Genomic DNA, 25349 nt, shown 5'->3' on the forward strand with positions numbered 1-25349 from the left:
CACTGAACGAGCACTGAACGAGAACACCAGCGGGCTGGGAACACCGAATTCCTCTGGACGCCGGCATCAAACAGATCAGCCGCGGGATCGGTTGCAGTCGTGTCAGCGCACCTCATGGACCTCGCCCCGTGGTTGCATCGGCTGCAAAAGAGGACGCCGGCGAGGCCGAACCGCAGGTCCATCTCCCCGCACCTCGTTCGCCCGTTAGTTTGAGCAGCGCCTGGCCAACCCCGCGGACCGGTCCCTAGCGAGCGCGGACCGGTCCCTGGCGGAGATGTTCGGGGCGCTCTCTCAGTACGCGGTCCATTCGACGCCGCCACGCTCGCTTCTCTATCGGCGTCGATGTCGATGAGGGGTGACGGCAGCTCACCGTCGTGCAGTGACGGCCGACGCCCTGACGCAGACATCACCGATGAGCAGGGCTCGCGGATCTGGACGCTCGCCTCGGCTCCATCGCCTCATCAGCTGAGGGGCCCGGCCCGCAGTTTCGGCTGCCTCGTTGAGGATGCGGTCCTGGCGCAGGGCAGACCTTGACGCCTCTGCGGGAGGCGTCGGCCGGACTCCTGGAGGGAGGGATCGGGCGCCGCCGTGGTAGCCACCCGCCGAAGCGGACTGGCCGCGTCCCGAAGCGGGGGCGGTCCTGTGCTGGGCATCGATCACACCTGGGGGATCAGTACCGATGGCAAGTCGCCGGCCTCGACGGCGGCCCGGTCGATCGACAGGCCGGTATAGGCGCCGACAGCGGTGAACACCGCGTGCGGCAGCCGTTCGCCGTACTCTTCCTGGTGCGCGGCTTGTTCGGCTGCACTGACGTCCGGCACGACCGGGAACACCGCGCCCGCCTCCTGCAGCGCCGTATCCAGGGCAGATCCTTCGCCGGTGTCCGTACCGAACTCGGCCCGCCGCACCCGGCCGTCCCCGGGCGCGTGGATGATCAGGCACGGTGGGCTCCACCAGTTCATCGTGAGGCAGACAATTTCCTCGTCCGGGTAGGGCTGCATCGACGTCACGCCCCGGTAGCCGGTGGACCACGTTGCCATCCCCCAGTCCTCCAGGACGTACACCCACTCACCGCACGTCCCGTACATGGCCGCATTGGCGCGGGGCGAAGGCTTGCCCGGTTGCCCCACCGGTACGACAAGCTCCTTGTACGGGGTGCGCGCGGCGAGTTCGTCGAGGTCGGCGCCCAGTGCGACGAGGAACTCCTCGGGCTCCACTCCTCGGGCCGCGGTCAGTGAAATGCCGCCGAGCATTCCGGGGAGGGCGGTGTCTGCGTTCGTGGTGCTGTGTGCGCCTATCCAGGCGATGCCTTCGGACATACCGGTCACGCTATCTGCCAAAGCACAGAGCGCCGGGCTTTTTGTGGGCTCACTCGGCGTCCGGCTATCGCTCTCCTCGGCACCGCGCCGTGTGGGCTTCGCTGCCGAACGCATCCGGGGATGCCGAAGGGAGCGTCGGCGCGCACCATCCGCCGGTCATCTCCGCCGAGTCGGCATGGTGTCTGGCGGGAGCGTCGCGCCATCCGCCATCGCCTCCGCCGAGTCGGTATGGGCTTCTGGTTCGGGGCGCTCTGTGGCGAGCTCGGGCGTCTTGCGGTCCTCCGGCCCAGACCTGCCCCTCGGCGGCACCTACACCGAGATGGTGTCCCGGCTCACCGGACCCGTACTCCTCGGCCTGGCCGCCTTCTGCCTTTGCCAGGGCCGGGGCTACGGACGTTGGCCGGGACCGGCCCCCAGGGCTCAGGCGGGCCGTGTGCGCTCCGCCGGTGACCGGGTCAGTAGGCGGAGTTGACGTTGTCCATGGAGCCGTAGCGGTCGGCGGCGTAGTTGGAGGCTGCGACGATGTTGGCCACCGGGTCGGTGAGCGAGTCCTTGGTGCCTTCCACGTGGTAGGAGTCGAAGGTCGGCTGGATCACCTGCAGCAGCCCCTTGGAAGGAACACCGTTCTGGGCATTGACATCCCAGTTGTTCTGCGCCTGAGGGTTACCACCGGATTCACGGAGAATGTTCTTCTTCACGCCGTTATAGGAACCGGGAATGTTCTTGGCATCCATGACATCGAGCGCGGTACGGATCCAGCCGTCGAGATTGTCACCATGCTTCGCCTTGCCCTGCTCAACCAGCTCGGAGACCTGCTGAGCATCCGCGCTCTTCGCATCAGCCTTGCCCGCCTGCTCCGCCACAGCGGCAGCGGAAACCACAGCGTGAGCGGGAACCGCGGCATGAGCGGGGACCGGAGCGGCATGAGCCGGAGTCGCGGCGAGCGTCGCGGCGGCCGCAGCACCGGCGGTGACGAGGCCGGCAATCGTGAACGTGCGGAAGCGGGCAGCGGTGGTGGCAGTCATGGTGAACCTCTCCATTCGGGGACATCTCGTGGGGAGGCCGACAGGAGGTCGGCGGCACGCACGCTGGGTGCGCGCTCGACGCGGCTGTCGCGTCGTGGGGCCGGGTCAGGCACAGGCGGAGTGGTCGTCCGTCCGGTCCGGCGCTCGGCTCCCCGGTACGTCCACCACGTTGCGAGAGAACCACCGCCCCACGCAAACATGTGACCTACGACCACAAATAGCAGAAAACGACGCAGCAACGACGACAGGGCGACTGCGACGCGGATCCCTCCTACTACCAAGCCTCCAAGGTGACGCACATCCCGTGCCCACCCTCACAAATACGGGACAAATACGGACACACCAGACCAGGTGAAGTAACCATCAGTCCCACACCCACCACCCCACAGCTACCAACCCGCGCGTGAACCGATACCTATGTGGACACGTAGGAGGCAGGCAGAGGTACGCCGCGTTGTGGGGAGAGGAAGCGCATGGATATTGACGTGCTACGCCGGGGCACTCCGGGGACCGGGAATCGGATTCATCTCAACAATGCCGGTGCGGGGCTGCTGTCGCGGCGGACGCTGGAGGCCGTGGTCTCTCATCTGGAGCTGGAGGCCGCGATCGGTGGTTACGAGGCCGCGGGGCAGGAGCGAGATCGTATCGACGCCACGTACGGGCATCTCGCCCGGTTGGTGGGTGGTCGGGCCGAGGAGGTCGCGCTGTTCGACAATTCCACCCGCGCCTGGAATGCCGCATTCTTCGCCATGGCGTTCAAGCCGGGTGATCGTATTCTCACGGGCCGGGCCGAATACGGCAGCAACGTCCTTGCCTATCTCCAGATGGCGCAGCGCACCGGAGTGGAGATCGTCGTCGTCCCGAATGACGAGTACGGGCAGCTCGATACCGTTGCCCTGGCGAATCTGATCGACGCACGCACCAAGCTGGTCGGTGTCACCCATGTTCCCACCAGCGGTGGGCTGGTCAATCCGGTTGCCGAGATCGGCCGTATCGCCCGTGCCGCCGGCGTTCCCTTTCTCCTTGACGCCACCCAGTCCGTGGGGCAGTTTCCGGTGGATGTCGGTGAGCTGGGGTGCGACATGCTCACTGCTACCGGGCGCAAGTTTCTGCGCGGTCCGCGGGGTACGGGATTTTTGTGGGTGCGGTCCGGGGCGCTTGCCTGTTTGGAGCCGCATGTGGTGGAGGTCGCCGCGGCGACCTGGGACGGAAATCGCGGTTTTTCCTGGCACGACGGTGCGCGGCGTTTCGGGACGTGGGAGATGAGTTACGCGAATGTGCTGGGGCTGAGTGCCGCTGCCCAGCAGGCGTGGGACCTGGGGATGGACGAGATCGGCCGACGCGCCTTCGCCCTTGGTGCCCGTCTGCGTGACGGGCTGGAGGCCGTTCCCGGTGTCACCACCCGTGATCTCGGCCGGCAGCGGTGCGCGATCGTCACGTGCGGCGTCGATGGGATGGCCGCGGACGAGGTCGCGCTCGCGCTCGCCGGGCGCGGGATCAACGTGAGCGTCACCGATCCGGTGCAGACGCAGTTCGACACCGAGGACCGGAACGTCCATCCGCTGGTGCGGCTCTCGCCGCATTACTACAACACCGAGGAGGAGATCGATCGCGCCGTCGAGGCCGTCGCGGAACTCGCCTCGGCCCGCTGATCACGTGTGACTTGTCCGTCGTGACCGTGTGCGGGCGCGGCGCGGGGCGCACTGGTGATGTGGCGGTGTCGGGCGAAGCGGCCCAGGGCGATGTCCTCGGTCATGCCGCCGCGGTTGCGGCTGCCCGGTATGCACCGACCGGCCGGGCTTCGTCCGGGCCGTCGGTCCGTGAGCCGATCCACCGAGGAGCAACCCGGCGTACCGCCCCTCGGTGGATCAAGCATGATGGTCCCCCGCATCTGTCCCGCCCGGCGCCGGCGATGCCGTCATCGGCCGTGCGTCGGAGGGAAGTTGGGGTGCGAAGGTTGACCGGGATCAGAGAGGAACGCCGATGAGCGACGTCCCCGCCAAGGGTGGACACAGCAGTAGGCGCGGTGAGCGGGCGCCGGTGGGGCGCCGGGCGTTCATGGGATACGTGCTGGCCGGGGCGACGCTTGCCGTCGCCGCCGATCTCCGGCTGGGTACGCCCGCGCAGGCCGCGGTGCCTTCGGTGCCGCAGATTCCGGAGGTGTACGACCTGGAGGATCTGCAGACGGACGCGGCGCTGCCGACCGCCGCGTTGATCAAGATCGTGCTGCACGAGGACGGCACCGCGTCGTTCGAGCTTCCGCGGATGGAGGTCGGGCAGGGGATCACCACCTCGATGGCGATGGTCATCGCCGAGGAGCTGGATCTGCCGGTCGACAAGGTGCGGGTGACGTTGGCGCCGGCGCGGCCGGAGTTGCTGCTGAACCAGATGACCGGCGGGTCGAACAGTACGGTCTCGATGTTCACGCCGGTGCGGGTCGCCGCAGCCATCGCACGCAAGGCGCTGCTGGAGGCGGCGGCGATCGAGCTGGGTGCGGCGGTCACCCTGCTGACGGCGAAGGCCGGGGTGATATCGGCGCCTGACGGATCGTCACGATCGTACGGTGTGCTGGCGTCGAAGGCTGCCGGCCGCAAGGTGAAGGCGGTGGAGACCGAGCTGAAGCCGGCGTCGCGGTACTCGGTGATCGGCAAGCCGCACGGCCGGGACGACGCGCGGCTCGCGGTGACCGGGCAGAAGAAATATGTGATGGATCTTCAGATACCGGATGCGTTGCCGACGATGGTGTGCCGGGCTCCGACGCTCAACGGGTCGCCCACCTCCGTCCGGAACAAGGCGGCGGTGCTGGCCCTGCCGGGCGTGACGGACGTGGCGCTGGTCGACACCGGTGTCGCGGTGCGGGCCGCCACGTTCGGGCAGTGCATCGACGCGGTGCGGGCGCTGGACGTGGAGTGGGCTGCGGGCTCGGTCGAGGGCGAGTCCGACGCGACGGTCCTGGCGCGGCTGCGGAAGGCGGAGCTGCCGCTGGCGGTTCCCGCGGTTCCGGCGCTGGCCAAGACGGTGGAGGCGGACTTCACGTTCATGTTCCGCAGCAGCGCGGCGCTGGAGCCGAACTGCGCCATCGCCGATGTGCGGGCGGACCGGGCGACGGTGTGGGCGGGGCTGAAGTCGCCGATCGTCGCGCAGGGGGACATCGCCAAGGCCGTCGGGCTGCCGATGGGCGCGGTGAAGGTCCATGTGGTCACCGGAGGCGGATCGTTCGGACACAAGCTCTTCGGGGATGCCGCTGTCGAGGCGGCCAAGGTGTCCAAGGCGATGGGCAAGCCCGTCAAGCTGATGTGGCACCGCGCGGACGAGCCGCGGCAGGGCCGGGTGCATCCGATGGCGACGTCCCGGATCCGTGCGACCCATCTGGGCGGGCAGGTGCTGACGTTCGAGCAGCGGCACACGAGCGTGGTCACCGACTTCGGTCACGGGCTCGGAGAGATGATCACCGCGACGGTCGACCGGCTGCCCGGCGGGCTGACCGGCCTGGCCCTCTCCGAAACCGTCTTCACGCTCACCCAGGAACTCCCCTACCACTTCGGCCTCGTCACCCAGCTGCTGAGCGAGGCCGACGGGCGGTTCAACACGGGGAGCATGCGCAACATCTACTCACCGGACGTGGCGTGCGCCAATGAACTGGTCATCGATCAGCTCGCGGCGAAGATGGGCAAGGACCCGCTGGAGTTCCGTCTCGCGTTCCTGAAGAAGGAGCGGGTCAAGGCGGCGTTGAAGAAGGTCGCCGAGGTGGGGCGTTGGGGCAGGGCGATGCCTGCCGGGACGGCGCAGGGCATCGCGGTCCACAGTGAGTACAAGGGTGCGACCGCGGTGCTGGTGGAGATCGACTGCCGGCCCGAGACGGTGAACCGGAAGATCCGTGACGCGGTGACCGGTCCGCGGGTGACCAAGGCGGTGATCGCGGTGGACGCCGGGCTGGTGATCAACCCCAAGGGGCTGGAGGCCCAGATGATGGGCGGTGTCTCGGACGGTATCGCCCTCGCCCTCACCAGCAGTCTGCACCTGCGCGACGGGCACTTCCTCGAAGCCAGCTGGGACAATTACTTCTACACCCGCCAGTGGAACACTCCCCCCGCATTCGAGTGCGTCGTGATGCCGTCGGACTCCCGGCAGCCCGGCGGCGCGGGGGAAGCGGGTGTGGCGGCGTCCGTGGCGGCGGTCGCCTGCGCGTACGCCCGCGCGACGGGGACGGTGCCCACGCGGTTCCCCATCAACCACGGCACGGTGTCCTTCGACGTCAAGCCGTTCGTCCCGCCCGTTCCGGCATCGCCGACGGACGGCCTCAGCCACACCTACTGAGGACGCCGCACATGCTCTCCCTCCCTCCCCTCACCCTCCAGGACCTCGCATGAGCACCCATACCTTCATCCTCAACGGCAAGCCCGTCAGCGTCGACGTCGACGACAACGTCCGGCTGCTGTGGGTCCTGCGTGACGTCCTCGGCGTCACCGGACCGAAATACGGCTGCGGCATCAACGTCTGCAAGGCGTGTACGTCCCACTTCAACGGCAAGGCCTTCAACCCCTGCTCGGTGCGGGTCAAGGACGTGAAGGCGGACGACGAGATCACCACGATCGAGGGTCTGGCCGACACCGTGGACACGGACCTGCACCCGATGCAGGAAGCCTGGATCGAGTACGACGTCGCGCAGTGCGGTTACTGCCAGCCGGGGCAGATCATGGCGGCGGTGGCCAAGGTCGAGCAGGCCCGCGCCGCCGGCCACGAGATCAGCGATGCGGACCTCGACGAGATCCGCAACATCTGCCGCTGCGGCACCTACAACCGCATACGCGAGGCGATCAAAGCGGGTGCCGCGCACATGTGACCCGCCGAGCGTCCGCGGCCCCGTGAGGTCCCGGGGAGTTCCCGGGGAGTTCCCGGGGCTGCGTGCGCAGGCCGTTCTTCTCCGGCTGCCCCCAGATCGGCGGCAGGGGCGCGCTGCTCAGGAACTACGACTTCGCCCCCGATCACTGCGCGGCGACCATCGTCTCCTCCCCCTTCCTCCGCCCCGCGCCCCCGGCAGGCACGGTCGCGCCTTCGGGACCCGCCGGGCCGGACACACCGGACGGATACCGGCGGGTGCACGATGCGGCGGGCTTCACCGTGGACGTTCCGCGGGGCTGGCGGCGCACGCAGCGGACCGGCGGAGTCTTCTACCAGTCCCCGGGGGAGACGAGCCTCATCCAGATCTTCCGTATGACCGCCCCGGATGAGACGCCCTACGACGCGTTGAAGAGCGCGGACCGAAGTCTCTCGGGACAACCCGGGTACCGGCGCATCCGCTTGGAGAAGACCGGCTCCGGGAAGGCTGCCGCCGCGGAACTCGAATACGCCTACACGAGCCCGAAGCTCGGCCCACGGCGCGTCCTCGACCGCGTCCTCACCGGCGACGAGGGGGTTCGGTACGGCGTCGTGCTCGCCGACCCTGCCGACCGGTGGCTGGAGCAGCGGGCGCGGCAAGAAGTCGTCCTGCGGTCCTTCTCCGCCCCGAGGTGATCGGCTCGCCGAGCAGCCCCGGCAGCAGGCCCTGCCCGCACCGTCTGCGGTCGGTCACCCGGGCACGGCCACGCGGGGGCGGGCCGCCCCGTCAGGGGTGGAGGGCTTCGCGCAGGGCCCGCACCTGGTCGGTGAGGCTGCGTTCGCTGATGCGGGCCTGGGGGAAGAGCAGGTCGAAGCCGTGGGCGGCGCCGGGGACCTGGACGGCCGGGGCGCGGGCGCTGATGACCGCACACCTGGACCGGCGGCTCTCCCTCAAGGACCTCGCGGTGCACTGCGACCTGAGCGTGCGGACGTTCACCCGGCGGTTCCGGCCAGAGACCGGCCTCTCCCCCGCCGCATGGCGCACCTCGGCGCGGCTGGAGCACGCCCGCCATCTTTTGGAGTCGGCCGAGTTGCCCGTGGACGACGTCGCCGCCAGGTCCGGTCCGGGCAGCGGGACGACCCTGCGGAAGCACATGCGGGACACCCTCGCCACCACCCCGTCCGCCTACCGCAGGACCTTCCGCGCCTCCCCGGCCGCCCACACGTCGTAGGGGGCCGGGCTAGACGGGGCCGAGCCGTCCGGCTGCTGGCGGAACGGGCGTGACAGGCGCCGCGCGCCGCGCAAGAATTGCGTCGTGCGCGATCGTGAAGACGCTCCCTCCGGACTGGTGTTGCGCCGTTGGAGGACCGAGGACGCCGGGGCGGTGGCGACCGCGTTCGCGGATCCGCTCATGCGTGGGCAGTCCACTGAGCCCGTTGATTCCGTCGCGGCTGCCGCGCGGTGGACAGCGGACCGTGGGGACCGGTGGGATGCCGGTTCCGCCTACTCCTTCGCCGTCGTCGACGGTGGTGACCACGTTCTCGGCCAGGTGTGTGTCGGCTCGGTGGACCGGCGTCATGCCCTGGGATGGGTGTCCTACTGGACGACGGCGACCGCTCGCGGCCAGGGCGTGGCGTCTTGCGCCTGCCGTGCGGTGGCCCGCTGGGCTTTCGACGAGGCCGGGCTCTTCCGGCTGGAACTCGGGCACCGGGTGAACAATCCCGCCTCCTGCGGTGTGGCACGCGCGGCCGGCTTCACGGTGGAAGGGCGGCAACGGCAGAAGCTCGAGTACGACGGTGTCCGCTTCGACGTGGAACTCCATGCGCGACTGGCGACGGATGCGGAGCCCGCGTCGTGGTGACGGGACCGCGCCCGAGGGTCCGCGGCCGGTCCCGTGATGCCCTCGGTGGACGGGCCGAGCAGCCGGCGTCCGTCCCGGTCCCCTGGGGCCGGGACGGACGCCGGCCGGAACTTACGGAGTCCTCGAACTCCCGTAGTGCCCCGGCGACGTCGGCCGGTAGTGCATGGCGAGGCCGGCGTACTTGGCCGGTGCGGCGGAGCGGTGCGCGTCGGCGTGGGTGAGTCGGGCGCGGAGGCCGTGCAGCAGGAAAGCCACGATCTTGGCCAGCGGTCCGGAGCGCATGGTCATGTGCTACCCCCCAGTTGTCGGTCCATCGACAGTAGCAGCGTGGCCCCTGTCGGTCTCCGGCGTTCCGCCGGACGTCTTGGCTGCGCCGTTGCGCACCGTGTCGCAGGCTCCGTTGCCCTGCACCGTTCACGCGCCGTTGCCCGTGGGACGTAAGTGAAGCGTTTCCAGAACGTCAGCGGCCCCGGTGAAAGTGGTGTCCACACCGCGGGAACGAGATGGAGAAGTCCCGCACACGACCACAGGGGACCTGAAAAATGCGCACTTCCCGCATCCGCGCCACCGTCCTGGCGACCGCCACCGCCGCCCTCGCCCTGAGCCTGACCGCCTGCGGCGGCAACGACGGCGCGAAGAGCGACGACGCCGCCGGCCAGAACCGGTCCGCGTCCGGTGCGGACGCCAACGGTTCCTCGGCCAAGGCCAACGGCACGGACGCGAAGGGGCAGACGGAGTCGGCGTCGAGCGGCGCCGGCGCCTCCGCGGGCAAGGGCGGTGAGGCGTCGGGCGTCGAGGAGTGTGTCGGCGATGAACTGCTGGTCACCGCCGAGCACCGGCTCGCCGACCAGCAGGGTGACCACCTGCTGCTCACCGCGGTGAACAAGAGCGACAAGCCGTGCCTGATCACGTCGTACCCGTCCGTCAAGATCAACGGTGAGGGCACCACGCTGCCGCTGTCGAAGAAGGCGGAGGGCGGTCACCAGGAGATCGCGGTGCGGCCCGGCGGCAAGGTCTACAGCGCGGTCAACCTCTTCGACTACGGCAAGGACAACCGGACCGGCTCCGGTCTCTCCGTCGCGCTGCGCGGCCGGGACGGCCAGGAGAAGCCCGCCTACTCCGTCGACGTCAAGGGCGAGAAGCCGCAGTTCACGTACAACGAGGCCGACGTCCTGAACTGGAACGCCGAGAAGCCTTACGACTTCTGACGGGAGTGCGGTAGCGGCCGCCTCCGCTCCGTCGGCGGCCGGTCCGGGAAGCGGCGTGCTGCGGGGCACCGTCGCGTGCGGCTCGCGGCCGCGCTCCCCGGGCAGGCGTACTGGCACTGCCGCGCCGATCCCGTTGTGATGGACGCATGACGGAGCACCGCGCCCCCTGGTGGGCCGACCTGCCGCCGGCGACCGGAGCCGCGGTGATGGCCACGGGCACCCTCTCGGTCGGCCTGCGCCTGACCGGTTTCCCCGTGCTCTCCCTGGTGGCGTTCGGGCTGGCCACCGCGGTGTGGCTGTTCCTCGCGTGGGGGTTCGCGGCGCTGTTCCTGAGGCATCGGGACCACTGGCGGGGGAAGGCCGGCACACCGCCCGCGCTCACCGCCGTCGCCGCCACGACGGTCCTCGGGGTGCGCTGCGCGCTCCTGGGCGCCGTCCCGCTCGCCGCCGCGTTGCTGCTGCTCGCCGCCGTGCTGTGGCCGGGGCTGCTCGTCCCGGTGCTGCGGCGGTTGCCGCGGCGGGCGCCGGGCGCGATGTTCCTGCTCTGCGTCGCCACCCAAGGGCTCGCGGTGCTGGCCGCCGTGCTCGCACCGGCGGTCGGCGGCCGGCTCGCCCGGCCGGCGCTGGCGGCCTTCGTGCTGGGGCTCGTCCTGTACGCGGTGGTGCTGGCGCGGTTCGATCTGCGTCAGGTGGTGACGGGCGCGGGCGACCACTGGATCGCGGGCGGTGCCCTGGCCATCTCGGCGCTCGCCGGGGCCGAGCTGCTCGCCTCCGGCGCGTGGTCGGGCGGTGCGGCGACGGTCCTGCGGGCGGCGGATTTCGTCCTGCTCGCGCTGGCCCTGGCCTGGTACGCGGTGCTGCTGTGCGGCGAGTTCGTCCGGCCGCGCCCGGTGTACGACGTCCGCCGCTGGTCCACGGTCTTCCCCCTCGCCATGACCGCGGTGGCCGCCCTCGCCACCGCGAGGGCGGCCACCGTCCCGTGGCTGGGCACCCTCGGCCACGTCCTGCTGTGGATCGCCGTAGCCGCCTGGTTCCCGGCCGCGTACGGCCTGTGCCGCACCCTTCCCCGGCCGCCCTCGCGCGCGGGGCGACGGCCGGAACGCCGGCAGAAGCCGTAGCGGGGCAGCGCGGCGAGACGCAGCGGCAACCGGAGTGAACCGTTGCGATTTCCCGATCGTCCTCATGGCGGAGAGCGGGCCTGGCAGCATCGGCGTGTCCGGGCTCGGAGCCCTCGGACGCGGCGGGCCGACCGGCCCGCGCAGCGACCCGACCGACGTGGGAGTTCTCGTGGTGCACCGTCATGACAGCAGTGAATCGCTGGTCGATCCGGCCTACACCGGGCGTCTGGGAAGCGTGCAGGTTCCGAAGAACAGGCTGCCCGACCAGGAGGCGGCGCCCGAGGCGGTCTACCGGATGATCCATGACGAGCTGCTGCTGGACGGCAGTTCGCGGCTGAACATGGCGACGTTCGTGACGACGTGGATGGACCCCGAGGCCGAGAAGCTGATGGCCGAGACGTTCGACAAGAACATGATCGACAAGGACGAGTATCCGCAGACCGCGGAGATCGAGCGGCGCTGCGTCAACATCGTCGCGGAGCTCTTCCACGCGCCCACGCAGGGCGATGCGGTCGGTGTCTCCACCCTCGGCTCCTCCGAGGCGGTCATGCTCGGCGGTCTCGCCATGAAGTGGAAGTGGCGCGCCCGCCGTGCGGCGGCCGGCCTTTCCACCGACCGTCCGAACCTGGTGATGGGCTCCAACGTCCAGGTGGTGTGGGAGAAGTTCTGCCGCTACTGGGACGTCGAGCCCCGCTATGTGCCGGTGGCCACCGACCGGTTCACCGTCGACGCGGACGAGACCATGTCGTACGTGGACGAGAACACGATCGGGGTGGTGCCGATCCTGGGGACCACCCACACCGGCGAGTTCGAGCCCATCAAGGCGATCCACGACAAGGTCGTGGCCTACAACGCCGAGCACGGAACCGATATCGCCATCCATGTCGACGCCGCGTCGGGCGGATTCGTCGCGCCGTTCCTCCACCCCGGACTGGAGTGGGACTTCCGGCTCCCGCAGGTGAAGTCGATCAACGTTTCCGGCCACAAATACGGCCTCACCTACCCGGGCATAGGCTTCGTCGTCTGGCGCGCGGCCGAGGAGCTGCCCGAGGAGCTGATCTTCCATGTGAACTACCTGGGCGGGGACATGCCCACCTTCACCCTCAACTTCTCCCGCCCCGGGAACCAGGTCGTCGGGCAGTACTACAACTTCGTCCGCCTCGGGCGGGAGGGCTACACGAAGGTCATGACCGGCCTGCGGAACACCGCGCACTTCCTCGCCGGCGGCATCACGGAACTGGGCGTCTTCGACGTGATCAGCGACGGCACGGACATCCCCGTGGTGTCGTTCAAGCTCAAGGACGCGAGCCGGTTCACGGTCTTCCATGTCTCCGACGAACTGCGCCGCCACGGCTGGCAGGTGCCCGCCTACACCATGCCGCCGAACGCCGAGGAGATCGCCGTTCTGCGCATCGTGGTCCGCGAGGGCTTCGGCCGCGACCTCGCGGAGTCCCTCCTGACCGCCCTCGGCGACGCCGTCGACCGGCTCACCACCACCCCGCCCGCCCACGAGGCCGGATCCGGCTTCGCCCACACCTGACCGGCCCGGCTCCTCCCCGGCGAGCCACTTCGGCGCGGCGGAGGCCCGGACCGGCCACACCACGTGGACGGGTCCGGGCCTCTGCCGCCCCGCCGCCCCACGTTCGATGGGGGACGGGGCGTGGGGTCACCGGTGGAGGATGCGGCGCAGCCAGCGGACGCGGGCCTTGCGGGCCTCGCGGGCGACGGCGGTGTCGGGGGCGATCTGGTCGAAACCGTGGAACCCGCCCGACCAGACGTGGAGTTCGGCATCGCCTCCGGCTCGCCAGATACCGGTGGCGTAGGCCACGCACTCGTCGCGGTAGGTCTCGGCGGCGCCGACGTCGAGGTAGGCCGGGGGCAGGCCGGACAGGTCGGTGGCGCGGGCGGGCGCCGCGTACGGCGGTACCCGGTCGGTGCCGCGGGCCTCGCCGAGCAGCGACGTCCAGCCGGCCTCGTTGGCGCGCCGGTCCCACACGCCGTGGCCGGCCATCTGCCGGGCGGAGGGGGTGTCGTTGCGGTCGTCGAGCATGGGGCACATGGCCAGCTGACCGGCGAGACGTGGTCCGCCCCGGTCGCGCGCCATGAGCGCGAGGGCCGCGGTCAGCCCGCCGCCCGCGCTGCCGCCCGCCACGACGGTCCGCTCCGGGTCACCGCCGATCTCCGCGGCGTGCCGGGCCACCCACACCAGGCCCGCGTAGCAGTCCTCGACGCCCGCCGGGTAGGGGTGCTCGGGAGCCAGGCGGTAGTCGGCGGAGACCACGACGAGGCCGAGGGGTGCGGCCCACTCACGCAGGATGCCGGGCATACCGGTACGGCAGCTCCCGCCGATCATGCCGCCGTGCAGGTGGTAGAGGACGGGCGCCCCGTCGGGCAGTCCCGCCGGGCGGGCGATCAGCAGCGGGACGTCCGGGGCTCCGTCGGGTCCCGGCACCGCACGCTCCACCACCTCGAAGCGCCCGCCGTCGCACAGTTCGTCCTCCGTGGGGTCAGGAGCGGCCGTGGCGAGGTGGGCACGCCACCGGGGTACGTCCGCGGGTGACGACGGCTCGGCGTCGCGCAGCGCGCCCAGCCCGTCCAGGACGATCGCTGCTTCCGGGTCGAACGGCACGGGTGCGGGCCGGTCTTCCTGATCCGCCGGAGCTGCTGGGGCCCCGGCGGTCGCGGGGATCTGTTGCGGTTCATCGTGCGGTGCGGGGCGGAGGTTCATGGGTTCCTTTCCGGACGGGTGGGGGCGGTGCGGCGGCAGGTGCCGGTGACGGGGCGGCAGGATCCGGATCACCGCTGACCGGCAGTGCGTGGACGCCGTGGACGAGCATGTCGTGTGCGGAGCGGATGTCCTCGTCGGGGAGGGTGGTGCGCAATCCGGGGAAGCGGCACAACAGGGCCGGGTAGGCGACGCGGAGTTCCTTGGTCAGGTAGCGCAGCAGTTCCTCGACGGCCGACGCCACCCGGGCGGGGTCGTCGCTGTCCCGGACGACGGCGAGCCGGTCGGGGTGGCGCAGCAGCAACAGCGTTCCGAGGGCGAGCTGGTTGGTGGTGGCCTCGTGCCCCGCGATCAGCAGCGTCATCGCGATCTCGACGAGGAGCGCGGGGGTGAGTTCGCCGGTGCGCAGGCGGGTGACGGCGAGGGAGCTGAGCAGGTCGTCGCCCGGGTCGTGGTCCTTGCGCCGGATCAGGTGGCCGAGGGAGTCGGCGAGTTCGGTGCGGGCGGCGGTGAACTCCCGCGCGGTGCTCTCCCGGGAGACCATCGTGCAGGCCGCGCGCCGGAAGAGGGCGTGGTCCTGCCGGGGGACGCCGAGCAGTTCGCCGATGACCAGGGAGGGCATGGGCAGCGCGAAGGCTTCGACCAGGTCGGTCGGCGGCCCGGCGGCCTGCATCCGGTCCAGCAGGTCGTCGGTGATCCGCTCCAGCCGCGGAGTCATCGCGGTGACCTGTTTGACCGTGAAGCGCCCCATGAGCATGCGGCGTTGCCGCGCGTGCTCCGGATCGTCCTGCATGCTCAGGGCCTGCGCCTCCTGGTGGCCCTGGGTGGTGAAGCCCTCGGTCGGCGCGGGAAAGCCGGGCCTGCTCGGGTCGGCGCTGAAGCGCGGGTCGGCCAGGACGGCGCGCTGGTCTTCGTAACGGGTGACGAGCCAGGGGGTCTGCCCGTCCCAGATCCGTACCCGGACGAGCGGGGCCTGCGCGCGCAGGGTGGCGAGGTGCGGTGGTGGGTCGAAAGGGCAGCCGGGAGCGCGGTCGAGAGGGAAGTCGGGAATCGTGGTCTGCGGCACCGGTATCTCTCCTCGTGGTCGGGGCGTGCTGGGCCAGCGGCCGCCTGCGGGGGCCGTCACGGGGCCCTTGGGGCTCGTGACGGACTGCGGCAGGCGGGCGGGCACGGGTGCCTCCGGCAGCCGAAGCCGGCCGGGGCTCCCCGCGCGGGGATCAGCGGGTGCGAAGGCTGAGACGGTGCGCCGCGGCTGCCCCGGTTCCGCTCCGTGCGTGCGCCGCCGCTGCCCGCGCGCCCTTCATCGCCCGGCGCCGGGCACGACGGGGGTCAGTACCCAGGGCGCGGCGGGGGAAGGGAACGGTTTCACGGGAAGACCGGTGACCACGTTCGCGGCTCGGAAGAGAGGGACAGCACGCACGCGGGGGCGTCCGCGCGGGGAATGCGCGGTACAGCACGCTCACCGCGGTGGGTGAACGTGGGCCCGGGAACGCCGCCTTCGAAGCGGCTACAGTCTGTCAACCTCGATGATCACGCGGGCATGCCGGCACTGCCCGCACGGCGCCCTTCCGCCGTCGGCCGTCGGCGATGACGGCGAAGACGACCAAGACGATGAGGACGGCGAAGACGACCCAGGTCGGCGTCCAGGGGTCCGGTGTGCCACGGCATCCGGCCAGGAACCCGCTCGTGGGCGAAATGCCGGGGCATCCGGTGCGCGAGCCTCCATAGAGCGAAATATTTGCCGAACTCTCCTCATGTGCAGCGGAATTACGGTCGGGAGAGCGGCCGGTTGCCGACTTGTGGCGGTGGATTCCTGCGTGGTGGCCTTACCGCTTGCAAGGCAACTGATGCTTGAGGAGGCGGACGAGGCTCATGATCAATCGAATTGTCGCGGTGGCGGCTCTGGTCCCGGCCATGCTGGGCGCTACGGCCGGGAGCGTTCCGGCGCAGGCTACGCCGAAGGCGTCGGCGGAGGTCGTCACACTGACCTATGACGCCGGCGGGGCCGGGAAGTGGGCGGATGCGATCAAGAAGGCCGCGGAGAATTGGAATGCTGCGGTGCACAATGTGCATTTGCAGCCCGCGAGTTCGGCCGCTTCGGCGGACTTCGTCTACAAGGCGACCAGCGGCTGGCCCCAGTCGACGCTGGGGCCGGTGTTTCCCGGCGGCAGCGGTGAAGTGCAGCTCGGCGAGGAAGCCGTGACCGAGGGCTACGATCTCGCGCGCGTCGCGACACACGAGACCGGGCACATCCTCGGACTGCCCGACGACTACGACGGTCCGTGCTCGGAGATCATGTCCGGCCACGGCCCGGGCCCCTCGTGCACCAACGACAAGCCGGACGCCACCGAAGCGGCCCAGGTCGACCAGAACTACGCCCGCGGCGCCTCGGCAGCACGTCTGAAGGGCCGTCACGTGGTGGTGGACATCTGGCGCGACGCCCCGGCTTTCGCCACCGCGCGCTGACCGACCGCCGAGCGGTGCAGGCGGGAGCGGTGCGCCGGCCGTCCGGGCGGGAGAACGCCGGACCGGCCGGGCACCGTCCCGTCGGCGGTTCACCGCCCGGGGCGGAACGGTTGGGCTATTCCCCCTCCCCCGCGTCGCCCGCCGCCTCGACGGGGGTTCCGACGGTGTAGACGTCCTTGACCTTCACTTCGGTCACCGCGCGGCCTTCGGCGAAGACGCGGCGCCAGTCGCCGATGAGGTGGAGTTCGTCGGTGCCCATGGCGCGTACGACGGTCAGACCTTCCTCATGGGCCCTGAGCGCTTTCATCCAGAGGTTGGCGAAGGCCTGGGAGCGGATGAGGTGCATCCAGTCGGGGCGGTACAACTGGCGGTTGTAATTCGATTCGCCCATGGTGGAGACGAATTTGGCGTACATCGCCTTGACGTATTCGAGGGTCACCGTGTCATCGGCGGCGAGCGCGTCATCGCGGGCGTCCTTGAGGACGGTACGGAATTTCTCCAGGAGATTCTCGGTGGCGCCCGAGGTGTAGGACTCGTGGATTTCCGGCGGGTCGCACAGTCCGTACCGGGGCCCGGAAAGGCGTTGCAGAAGGCGCAAGGTGGGTTCGGTGACCCACAGCGGTCCGGGCTCGTCGCGCCGGCCGAGCGGGTTGGGCAGGGTGTGCTCGTGGTCCCAGTGCGGCGGGGTGATCAGGTGGACGCCGGCGCGGCGCCGATCGTGGGCGAAGCCCGTGGAGTGCTCCAGCTGACCGATCGGCAGATGGGTCTTGAGCGCCGAGAGATACGCACCGTTGATGTCGAGTGCGGTGACCTGATGCTCGCCCGGGGGCAGTTCGCCGCAGGTCCATTTGGGGCGGGCTTCCCAGATGTGGTCGGGGCCGCGGGAGCTCTGCTTCTTGAGGATGTCGGGCATCCAGGGGTGGGCGATGATGTCGTAACGAGCGCCTTTACGGGTTTCGTCCAGCAGCGCCATCGCGTCCGGGATCGCCTTTCTCACCAGCGCCGCCGTTGCCGCTTCCGTGTCGCCGTGGTGATCGGCGAGGGCGGCCCGGACCGCGTTGCCGATGACATCGGAAGGTTCGGACGGGGAGCGGAAGGCGCGTCGGGCGGGGGACTTGCCGGGCTGTGCGGCGGAGTGCCGGGCGCCCGGGGCGCGGCGCGGGCCACCCGCCTGCGGCGCGGGCGCGGGAGCCGGTTCCGCCGCGGGAGCCGGTTCCGCCGCGGGCGGCGGGCTCTGCTCGGCGGTGGGAGCGCCTGAGGTGCCCTGGCAGTCGGCGGCGCTGAGGTGCTGCGGAAAGCCGGCCACCCGGTGGACGGCCGGGCGCCCGCACAGGACGCACGGCTCCGGCACGGTCAGGCTCTCGACCTCGTCACCGGTGCCGTCCTGGCCGCCGTGCCCGCCGCCCTCGGTGTGCTCGGTGCCCCCGGGCTCGGCGGTGCCGGCTTCGCCATGGCCGCCGGCGGGCGCCGCCGTGGCGTCCTCGGCGGGCGCGCCCCTCCGGGGCGGAGCATCTTGCTCGGAGGTGAGCGGGTGGTCCGGTCCGGGGACGGGTGAGGCGTCCGCCCCGGGGGTGAGCTTCGCGGCCAGGCCGTCCAGGAGGTAGGCGTACTTCGCGCGGGTCTGCCCGGCCGGGTCGCGTCCGGTCTCCCAGCCCGTGACCGTGGAAGGGCTCACGCCCAGCGCACGGGCCACCTGCGCTTTCGACAGTCCGGCCTGTTCGCGCAGCGCCCGGCGGGCCGCCGCGTCGGGAAGGCCGGCTTCGGGGACGAGGGATGCCAGCAGGGAGTCGATGGCCTCGAAGTCGCTCATCGCTCCGCCACCTCCGTACCGGCGCGCCGGGCGCGGCGTCGTTCGGCCAGTTCCGGGGTGACGACTTCCTTCACCCGTTGCTCGCCCCAGCCGGTGATCTGCGCCGCCCGCCCGATCCGGCCGTGCACCGGACGGCCGGTCACCGGATCGCGGGCAAGATAGCCCCGCAGAGCGGCGGCGACACGCTCCTCGGCGGCCTTCAGCGCCTCGACCGCCGCCGCGAGCTCATGCTCTTCCTCAGTAAAACCCGACACATCCTCGATGGTGCCCATTCCCGCTACCGCAGTCAAAACCTTGACGATCGGTGTTTTGCGGAGGAGATGGCGCACGGCCGGCGGCGGGGGCCGCCGGTGGGCGTCAGCGTGCCGGTGCCCTCCTTGCGGGGGCGCCGGGAGCCTCGCAGATGAGGTCGCGGGCCGCGGCGCGCCGGTACTGAGCGAGGTCGCGGGGCCAGGCCGTGTCGCCGCGGACGACGGACCAGAAGGCGGCGGGTGTCGCGGCGGCGCAGCGGTGCCATGCCGGGCGCTGGCGGTGGAAGCGGTAGAGCGGGTCCGCCGCGGATGCCTGCGCGGGCGGCGGGGCGGGGGCCAGTACGGCGAGGGCGCCCGTGGCGAGCAGAGGGGCCCAGCGTCGTGTGCGCACGGGTCCGTTCCTTCCGGTCGTCTCCGTGATCGCCACGACGATCGCGTACCGGGACGGGACGGCGCATCACCCCGTGGACTTCACTCCGACGGCCGTGATCAGACTCCGCGCGGACGCCGGGCGCTACCCAGGTATGACACGCACCCGCGTCCCGGCCGCGGTCACGCCCTCATCCGCACCGTGAGACCGCCGAGTTGACGCCCCGTCGGTGCGTCAGCCCGGCGGCATCGCTCCCGTTCCTCAAGCGGTGAGGAGCCCCGGGTCGCTGACGCCCGGCTCGCCGGTTTCCACATGCCCGGCGAGGCGGCGCAGATAGGCGGGGTCGGAGTCGGAGACGACGGACAGGTCGTACCAGCGTTTTCCGGCACGCAGGTCCACGGTGTGCCGGAGGCTGCCGCCCGCGGGGACCGTGAGGGTCGCGGTGGTGTCGTCGTAGGCGTTGGTGAGGGTCAGGTGGCAGTCGGTGGCGCCGGGGTGGGTGAGGGTCAGAGTGAGGTTGCCGGTGGTGGCGTCGTGCCGGGCGGTGATCTCGGGGCCGGTGGTGGTGCCGGTGCCCCTGAAGGTGCGCAGGAAGCCGTTGGGGCCGAAGACCGACAGGTCGTAGACGCCGTGGGAGTAGGCGGTGTTCCAGGTGTCGGAGAGCCGCGCGCCGGCGTGGGTGGTGTAGGTCCACGGGCCGTCGGTGCGGTTGCCCGCGATGACGGTGAAGCACGCCCCGGCGTCGTCACCGGCGCTGAACGTGAGGGTGTACTTACCGGTGCCGGGGGCGGCGGCGCCGTCCACCAGCGGGGCGTAGGGCAGCGGACGGGCCGGGCGGGAGCCGGATTCCTGCTCGGGGAGGGCCGGGGTGGCGGGCGGGTGCGGGACGTAGCTGTCGTGGCGGTCCCTGTCCGGCGGTTCGTAGGCGCCGGTGCCGGGCAGGGCGGCGGGGGCGGTGTCCTGGAGGGAGAAGTCGAAGGCGGAGGTCAGGTCGCCGCAGATGGCGCGCCGCCAGGGGGAGATGTTCGGTTCCCCGACGCCGAAGCGGCGTTCCATGAAGCGGATCACGGAGGTGTGGTCGAAGACCTCGGAGCAGACGTACCCGCCGGTGCTCCACGGGGAGATGACGAGCATGGGGACGCGCTGGCCCAGCCCGTAGGGGCCGGCGGCGTAGGTGGCGTTGCCGGGGAAGTGGTCGAGGGCGGTGTCGACGGTCGAGGCGCCCTGGTCGGCGGAGGCCGGCGGGAAGGGCGGCAGGACGTGGTCGAAGTAGCCGTCGTTCTCGTCGTAGGTCAGGAACAGCGCCGTTCGGCTCCACACCTCGGGGTTGGAGGTGAGGGCATCGAGGACCTGCGAGACGTACCAGGCACCGTAGTTGGCGGGCCAGTTGGGGTGTTCGCTGAACGCTTCGGGGGCGGCGATCCAGGAGATCTGCGGCAGCTTTCCGGCCTGGACGTCGGCCTTGAGGTGGTCGAAGTAGCCGTCGCCGTTCTTGGCGTCGGTGCCGGTGCGGGCCTTGTCGTGGAAGGGGTCGCCCGGCTGGGCGTCGCGGTATCTGGTGAAGTAGAGCAGGGAGTTGTCGCCGTAGTTGCCGCGGTAGGCGTCGTCGATCCAGCCCCAGCCGCCGTCGGCGTTCAGGCCGTCGCCGATGTCCTGGTAGACCTTCCAGGAGATTCCGGCCTGTTCCAGCCGCTCCGGGTAGGTCGTCCAGCCGTATCCGGCCTCCTCGTTGCCGAGGACCGGGCCGCCGCCCTTGCCGTCGTTCCCGGCGTGGCCGGAGAAGAGGTAGTAGCGGTTGGGGTCGGTGGCTCCGATCATCGAGCAGTGGTAGGAGTCGCAGACGGTGAAGGCGTCGGCGAGGGCGTGGTGGAAGGGGATGTCCTTCCGGGTGAGGTGGGCCATCGTTCCGGTGCCCTTGGCGGCGATCCACCGGTCGTATCCGCCGCCGTTCCACGCCTGGTGGCCGCCCGCCCAGTCGTGGTTGAGGCCCTGGATGAACTGCATGCCGAGGTCCTCGGCGTCCGGGTGGTAGGGCAGCAGGTCCGTGGTGCCGTCGGACTGGTGCCAGACGGGTTTGCCGCTCGGCAGCGTCACCGGGCGCGGGTCGCCGAAGCCGCGTACGCCCTTCAGCGTGCCGAAGTAGTGGTCGAAGGACCGGTTCTCCTGCATCAGTACGACGATGTGCTCGACGTCCTTGAGGGTTCCGGTGCTGCGGCGGGCCGGTATGGACGCGGCGCGGGCGATGCTGCCCGACAGCGCGGAGAGCGCCGCGGTCGCGCCGGCGATCTGAAGGAACCTGCGGCGGTTGAGCTCTGGCATGGCCTGGACCTCTTGGTGTGGGGGACGTACGCCGTGGTCGGGCGGCGTGGTGGCAGACGGTGCGGGACAGGACCGAGAGGCGAGTGTTCCAAGAGGTACGGGCGCCGGGAAGAGGGCAAGGCTGCCGGGAGGTGTCCGGGGGGGGCGGCGGATCCGGAGGAGGCGGGGCCGAGGGAGCGGCGCGGCTGCCCGGGGGCCGCTGATCCCCCAGCAGCCCCGGGCTCCCTCGGCCGGGAGATCCGCCGCGGAAGATCCGCCATACTCGACCCGCACGGCCGGACACGGCACGGCGTACGGGAGGGGCTGCTTGATGGATCCGTCGGTCATCGCCACGCGGCTGGGGACGGCCGCACTCCAGCCGCTGGTACGGAAGTTGCTCGTCGCGGACGGGCCCGGCGCGGGCGTGGTGGAGCGTCCGGTACGGATGTCGGGGTGGCTCTCCTTCCGCGGTGAGAAGAAGCGGCTGAGCGAGAAGGATCTGCACAAACTGGCGTCGGAGCTGGTACGGCGGGCGGTCGAGCCGCTGCCGTCCGGTGACCGGCCCGCCCCGGACGAAGCGGCCGCCACCGCGCACGCCCTCGCCTTCACCCTGCACGCGCTCGGCGACCTGGACATGGATGACGTCCAAGCGGTCGAGCTGGGCGAGGGCAAACTGGCGGACCGCCTGAAGGAACACGTCCCTCCCGCCACCTTCCTGTTCCTGTCGCAGGACGCCGTGGTCCTCCATGACGCCGTCCTGCGCGTGGCCTGCCGGCACATCCTCCACTTCTTCACCCAGCGCTCCACCTTCGTGGCCCGCACCCTCGTGGAGCAGACCCGGCGGCAGGGGCTCATCCGCTCCGACACGTCGACGTTGCTGGACCGCCTCCCCAGCGTCGATTCGCGGGACGCGGAGTTCGAGGCCCGGTACGCGGAACACCTCGTGCGCCGCCACAGCGAGCTGACGATCTACGGGCTGGATCTGCGCCACGCCCGCGAATGGCAGCTCGACACCGCCTACATCTCCCTGGAGACGGAGACCCGGCAGGGCCCGGCGGTGCCCGTCCCCACCGAACGCATCCTCGCGGGACGCGACCGGGTGTTGCTGCGCGGTCTGGCGGGCTCCGGCAAGACGACGCTGCTGCAGTGGCTGGCCGTCTCCACCGCCCGGGAGAAACTCCCGGACGAGCTGGGGGCGCTGCGCGGCCGGGTCCCGTTCGTCCTCCCGCTGCGGACCCTCGCCCGGGGGAAGCTGCCCCGTCCGGCGGAATTCCTCTCCTCGGTGGGGTTCCCCCTGACGGACCCCGACGGGTGGGCGGAGCGGGTGCTCACCGCCGGCCGCGGGCTGCTGCTCGTCGACGGGGTGGACGAGGTCCCCCGCCACATGCGCGAGGCCGCCCGGCAGTGGCTGCACAAACTCATCGCCTCCTTCCCCGAGCGGAATCTGTGGCTGGTGACGACGCGGCCCTCCGCGGTCCATGACGACTGGCTGCGGTCGGACACGTTCGAGGAACTGTCCCTGATGCCCATGACGGAGGAGGACATCACCGCGTTCATCCGGCGCTGGCACACGGCGGCGCGCGCCGGGGACGAAAGGGCCGAGGCCCTGCTGATGGCCGTCCGCACCAAGCCGTATCTGGGAGAACTGGCCGTCAACCCCCTGATGTGCGGCCTGCTGTGTGCCCTCCACCGCGAGCGCCACGGGTTTCTGCCCGAGGACCGTAAGGAGCTCTACGACGCCGCCCTCGCCATGCTGCTGGAACGCCGCGACCTCGAACGCGGAATGCACCGCCCGGGCGATCTGCGGATCGGGAAGGAACCGCAGATCGCGCTGTTGCAGCGGATCGCCCACTGGATGGTGCGCAACGACCGTTCCGAGATGGGCCGGGACGACGCACACGCCATCCTCGCCGACCATCTGCCGTCGATGACGCACATCGACGCCGATGCGGAGAGCGTGCTCCGGTACCTGCTGGACCGCAGCGGGGTGCTGCGGCAGCCCACGACCGACACGGTGGACTTCATCCACCGCACGTTCCAGGACTACTTGGCCGCCAAGGCCATCGTCGAGGCCCGGGACTTCCCGTGGCTGGAGAACAACGCCGAGAACCCCCAGTGGGAGGACGTCATCCGCATGGCCGTGGCGCACGGCCGGCCGGACGAACGGGCCCGCATCCTGCGCGGGATCGTCCCTGTCCTCGACGACACCCAGCCCCCCGAGGGCGCGAGCTCGGGGCGTCCCCAACTCCACTTCCAACGGGCCCGCAAGGCTCCCGCGTCGAAGCCCCTCAAGGGGCGACGGCTGCCGTTGCGCCGCGTCCTGCTGGCGCGGTCCTGCCTGGACCATGCCCCCGAGGTGGACTCGATGCTCCAGGCGAACATCATGCTTCTGACCCGCGACCTGCTGCCGCCGGGCTCCCCCGGGGCCGCCCGGCGACTTGCCGAGTACGGCGGACCGAACATGATCGCGATGCTGCCCGGGCCGGACAACCTCGACGACGACCAGGCAGAGGCCTGCGTCATCACCGCCACCCGGCTGGCCTCCAACGCCGCCATCGCCTATCTGACCGGCTTCCGGACGCATCCCTCCCTGGCCGTGCGACGTCAACTGGCCTGGTCATGGCACCGTTTCGACTGCGCCGCCTACGCCGAGGAGATCATCTCCCACCTCCCGGAGGACGACGAGCTGTACTTCACCGCCGCCAGCACCGAACACCTCCGTGCGCTGAGCGCGATGGGCGGCCGGGCCCGGATCCAGATCCTCGGCACCCACCACCCCGGCGACCTCGCCTCCCACCTGTCCCCGGAACGGCTCACCCACCTGTGGCTGCGGGAGGGCTACACCACCGTCTTCCGCAGCATGAACTGGCTCGCCCGCTTCCCCCGCCTCCGCACCCTCGTCCTCCCGAACCCACCCCACCCGCTCGACGCCCACACCATCCCCGACTCCGTGCAGATCGTCTTCGCCCACCGGGACGACCCGGAGCCACTGGGGCCACCGGGGCCGTAGGCAGCGACGGGCGGGCCTGACCCGTCTTCCCCTCGCCGTCACGGCGCCGCTCAACCGCGGAGCGCGAAGGACTCCCGCAGGTGCCAGGCGGCGCCGTCGTACGCCATCAGGTCGACCGACGAGACGCGGGAGGCGACGGGGAGTTCGCCGGAGAGGTCCGCCTCGATCTCTTCCAGGACCGCATCGTCCTGGCCGTCGGCGACGGTCAGATGCGGGACGACCTCGGCGAACCGGCCGCCGTAGGGAGGCGCCTCGGGCCACCGCCCGACGACCGACTCGGTGAGCCGGCGCAACTGCGTATCCGGCTCAGGGCGGAGAAACAGGCATCCGGGAAACCGTCCCAAGCTCTCGAACCGCAGGTCGAAGGCGCGATGCCGACCCAGGATGTCCGACAGCGCCGAGCGGACGCGCCCGTCCGTCCGGCTCTCGTCGAGGAACGGGAAGAGCACCGTCAGATGAGCCGGGACCCCTGCCCGCGCCGACGGATCGCACCGCTCGCGCCAGCTCCGAACGACCGGCTCCGCTTCCGGGATCCTGACGATGAGCCCTGTCCGACCCGCCTGGAACGTACTCGCACCGTTGTCCGCCATGACACAGCATCCTCCCAGCCCCCACCGCTGTCTGCGCTCACGGCCCTGTGCTCCCGCAGCTGCCACGACGGAACGCGTAGCTCTTCGACGGAGCGGGAGCAGGACCCTCGGCGTTTCGGTCACGTCGCTGCCGCGGGCGGTCCCCGTCCGCCAAGGGTCGGTGTAGGCGGAACGAACATCTTTTCGCTCCGGTACGGGGTTCTCGCGGCGTCCGAAACACATGTGTTCGAAATGCCGGGTCATCTCGTTGGACGCCGTGACAGACCGGTACCCGGCCCGAAGGAGCCACGATGCACCCCACCCCTCGCCCCGCACACCACCCTCTGCTGCGCGGACAGCGGCTCACCACACCCCCGTACGGCACCGACGGCACCGGCGCTTCCGCGCGCCCGGATCGGGGGTGGGCGGCGTGAGCGGGTCCGGCGATGGTTCGGCGGAGAAGGTTCCGGGGCCGCGCACCGCCCCGCCCGGTCGCGGGG

The 25349-nt window shown here is 70.9% G+C and carries 23 protein-coding genes; 12 read left to right on the forward strand and 11 right to left on the reverse strand.

All coding sequences use genetic code 11. The annotated features are described in order from the left end of the window. Positions 1-656: 656 nt before the first annotated feature. Together ACF1BH_RS11400 and ACF1BH_RS11405 are read right to left on the reverse strand one after the other, a co-directional pair. Positions 657-1319, reverse strand: a complete 663-nt coding sequence (locus ACF1BH_RS11400; protein WP_391642217.1) for a hypothetical protein — start codon at positions 1317-1319, stop codon at positions 657-659. A 455-nt stretch (positions 1320-1774) separates the two neighbouring features. Continuing rightward, positions 1775-2344, reverse strand: a complete 570-nt coding sequence (locus ACF1BH_RS11405; RefSeq protein ID WP_391642218.1) for a transglycosylase SLT domain-containing protein — start codon at positions 2342-2344, stop codon at positions 1775-1777. Between the two features lie 473 nt (positions 2345-2817). On the opposite strand from ACF1BH_RS11405, the gene ACF1BH_RS11410 reads away from it, so the two are divergent. The 4 genes from ACF1BH_RS11410 to ACF1BH_RS11425 all read left to right on the forward strand — a co-directional run bounded on the left by ACF1BH_RS11410 (position 2818) and on the right by ACF1BH_RS11425 (position 7858). Continuing rightward, positions 2818-3996 carry an aminotransferase class V-fold PLP-dependent enzyme gene (locus tag ACF1BH_RS11410; RefSeq protein ID WP_391642219.1) on the forward strand — a complete coding sequence of 393 codons (1179 nt, stop codon included), beginning with the start codon at positions 2818-2820 and terminating at the stop codon, positions 3994-3996. A 331-nt stretch (positions 3997-4327) separates the two neighbouring features. Next, positions 4328-6661: a molybdopterin cofactor-binding domain-containing protein gene (locus ACF1BH_RS11415; RefSeq protein ID WP_391642220.1), complete on the forward strand. Its 2334-nt coding sequence runs from the start codon at positions 4328-4330 to the stop codon at positions 6659-6661. 49 nt (positions 6662-6710) lie between these two features. After that, positions 6711-7187, forward strand: a complete 477-nt coding sequence (locus tag ACF1BH_RS11420; RefSeq protein WP_391642221.1) for a (2Fe-2S)-binding protein — start codon at positions 6711-6713, stop codon at positions 7185-7187. 62 nt (positions 7188-7249) lie between these two features. Further along, positions 7250-7858 (forward strand): hypothetical protein, encoded by a 609-nt coding sequence (locus tag ACF1BH_RS11425; protein ID WP_391642222.1) that lies wholly within the window; start codon positions 7250-7252, stop codon positions 7856-7858. Between the two features lie 91 nt (positions 7859-7949). Here ACF1BH_RS11425 and ACF1BH_RS11430 read toward each other — a convergent pair whose 3' ends face one another. Continuing rightward, positions 7950-8117, reverse strand: coding sequence for a hypothetical protein (locus ACF1BH_RS11430; protein WP_391642223.1), 168 nt, complete (start codon positions 8115-8117; stop codon positions 7950-7952). Between ACF1BH_RS11430 and ACF1BH_RS11435 the strand changes: the two genes are divergently transcribed. Both ACF1BH_RS11435 and ACF1BH_RS11440 read left to right on the forward strand, forming a co-directional pair. Continuing rightward, the gene (locus ACF1BH_RS11435) at positions 8083-8394 is read left to right on the forward strand and encodes a helix-turn-helix domain-containing protein (RefSeq protein ID WP_391642224.1); all 312 of its coding nucleotides are present in this window, start codon (positions 8083-8085) and stop codon (positions 8392-8394) included. The genes ACF1BH_RS11430 and ACF1BH_RS11435 overlap by 35 nt on opposite strands. Positions 8395-8478: 84 nt before the next feature. Further along, the gene (locus ACF1BH_RS11440) at positions 8479-9024 is read left to right on the forward strand and encodes a GNAT family N-acetyltransferase (protein WP_391642225.1); all 546 of its coding nucleotides are present in this window, start codon (positions 8479-8481) and stop codon (positions 9022-9024) included. A 111-nt stretch (positions 9025-9135) separates the two neighbouring features. On the opposite strand, the gene ACF1BH_RS11445 is transcribed toward ACF1BH_RS11440, so the two are convergent. Next, positions 9136-9312, reverse strand: a complete 177-nt coding sequence (locus tag ACF1BH_RS11445; protein ID WP_391642226.1) for a hypothetical protein — start codon at positions 9310-9312, stop codon at positions 9136-9138. A 254-nt stretch (positions 9313-9566) separates the two neighbouring features. Between ACF1BH_RS11445 and ACF1BH_RS11450 the strand changes: the two genes are divergently transcribed. From ACF1BH_RS11450 to ACF1BH_RS11460, 3 genes are all read left to right on the forward strand, one after another. Then, on the forward strand, positions 9567-10232 hold the full coding sequence (locus ACF1BH_RS11450; RefSeq protein ID WP_391642227.1) for a DUF4232 domain-containing protein: 666 nt from the start codon (positions 9567-9569) through the stop codon (positions 10230-10232). Between the two features lie 146 nt (positions 10233-10378). After that, entirely contained in the window at positions 10379-11350 is a 972-nt protein-coding gene (locus tag ACF1BH_RS11455; protein ID WP_391642228.1) for a tellurite resistance/C4-dicarboxylate transporter family protein, read from the forward strand. A 94-nt stretch (positions 11351-11444) separates the two neighbouring features. Then, positions 11445-12890 carry a glutamate decarboxylase gene (locus tag ACF1BH_RS11460; protein ID WP_391642229.1) on the forward strand — a complete coding sequence of 482 codons (1446 nt, stop codon included), beginning with the start codon at positions 11445-11447 and terminating at the stop codon, positions 12888-12890. Positions 12891-13016: 126 nt separating this feature from the next. Here the strand turns inward: ACF1BH_RS11460 and ACF1BH_RS11465 are convergent, their stop codons facing one another. Continuing rightward, positions 13017-13979 carry an alpha/beta hydrolase gene (locus ACF1BH_RS11465; protein ID WP_391642652.1) on the reverse strand — a complete coding sequence of 321 codons (963 nt, stop codon included), beginning with the start codon at positions 13977-13979 and terminating at the stop codon, positions 13017-13019. A 70-nt stretch (positions 13980-14049) separates the two neighbouring features. Then, on the reverse strand, positions 14050-15141 hold the full coding sequence (locus tag ACF1BH_RS11470; RefSeq protein ID WP_391642230.1) for a cytochrome P450: 1092 nt from the start codon (positions 15139-15141) through the stop codon (positions 14050-14052). An 806-nt stretch (positions 15142-15947) separates the two neighbouring features. On the opposite strand from ACF1BH_RS11470, the gene ACF1BH_RS11475 reads away from it, so the two are divergent. Next, the gene (locus ACF1BH_RS11475) at positions 15948-16541 is read left to right on the forward strand and encodes a snapalysin family zinc-dependent metalloprotease (RefSeq protein ID WP_391642231.1); all 594 of its coding nucleotides are present in this window, start codon (positions 15948-15950) and stop codon (positions 16539-16541) included. 115 nt (positions 16542-16656) lie between these two features. Here the strand turns inward: ACF1BH_RS11475 and ACF1BH_RS11480 are convergent, their stop codons facing one another. The 4 genes from ACF1BH_RS11480 to ACF1BH_RS11495 all read right to left on the reverse strand — a co-directional run bounded on the left by ACF1BH_RS11480 (position 16657) and on the right by ACF1BH_RS11495 (position 21291). Beyond that, positions 16657-18351, reverse strand: a complete 1695-nt coding sequence (locus ACF1BH_RS11480; protein ID WP_391642232.1) for a helix-turn-helix domain-containing protein — start codon at positions 18349-18351, stop codon at positions 16657-16659. Next, the gene (locus ACF1BH_RS11485; RefSeq protein WP_391642233.1) at positions 18348-18623 is read right to left on the reverse strand and encodes a hypothetical protein; all 276 of its coding nucleotides are present in this window, start codon (positions 18621-18623) and stop codon (positions 18348-18350) included. The genes ACF1BH_RS11480 and ACF1BH_RS11485 overlap by 4 nt, the downstream gene beginning before the upstream one ends. An 85-nt stretch (positions 18624-18708) precedes the next feature. Beyond that, positions 18709-18993 (reverse strand): hypothetical protein, encoded by a 285-nt coding sequence (locus ACF1BH_RS11490; RefSeq protein WP_391642234.1) that lies wholly within the window; start codon positions 18991-18993, stop codon positions 18709-18711. Positions 18994-19233: 240 nt separating this feature from the next. Then, positions 19234-21291: a phosphocholine-specific phospholipase C gene (locus ACF1BH_RS11495; protein ID WP_391642235.1), complete on the reverse strand. Its 2058-nt coding sequence runs from the start codon at positions 21289-21291 to the stop codon at positions 19234-19236. 310 nt (positions 21292-21601) lie between these two features. Between ACF1BH_RS11495 and ACF1BH_RS11500 the strand changes: the two genes are divergently transcribed. After that, entirely contained in the window at positions 21602-24280 is a 2679-nt protein-coding gene (locus ACF1BH_RS11500; protein WP_391642236.1) for an NACHT domain-containing protein, read from the forward strand. 50 nt (positions 24281-24330) lie between these two features. On the opposite strand, the gene ACF1BH_RS11505 is transcribed toward ACF1BH_RS11500, so the two are convergent. Then, entirely contained in the window at positions 24331-24870 is a 540-nt protein-coding gene (locus tag ACF1BH_RS11505; RefSeq protein WP_391642237.1) for a 2'-5' RNA ligase family protein, read from the reverse strand. Positions 24871-25160: 290 nt separating this feature from the next. On the opposite strand from ACF1BH_RS11505, the gene ACF1BH_RS11510 reads away from it, so the two are divergent. Then, positions 25161-25283 carry a hypothetical protein gene (locus ACF1BH_RS11510; protein WP_391642238.1) on the forward strand — a complete coding sequence of 41 codons (123 nt, stop codon included), beginning with the start codon at positions 25161-25163 and terminating at the stop codon, positions 25281-25283. Positions 25284-25349 lie beyond the last annotated feature (66 nt).

The organism is Streptomyces sp. NPDC014733 (genome assembly GCF_043083385.1).
Lineage (GTDB): Bacteria > Actinomycetota > Actinomycetes > Streptomycetales > Streptomycetaceae > Streptomyces.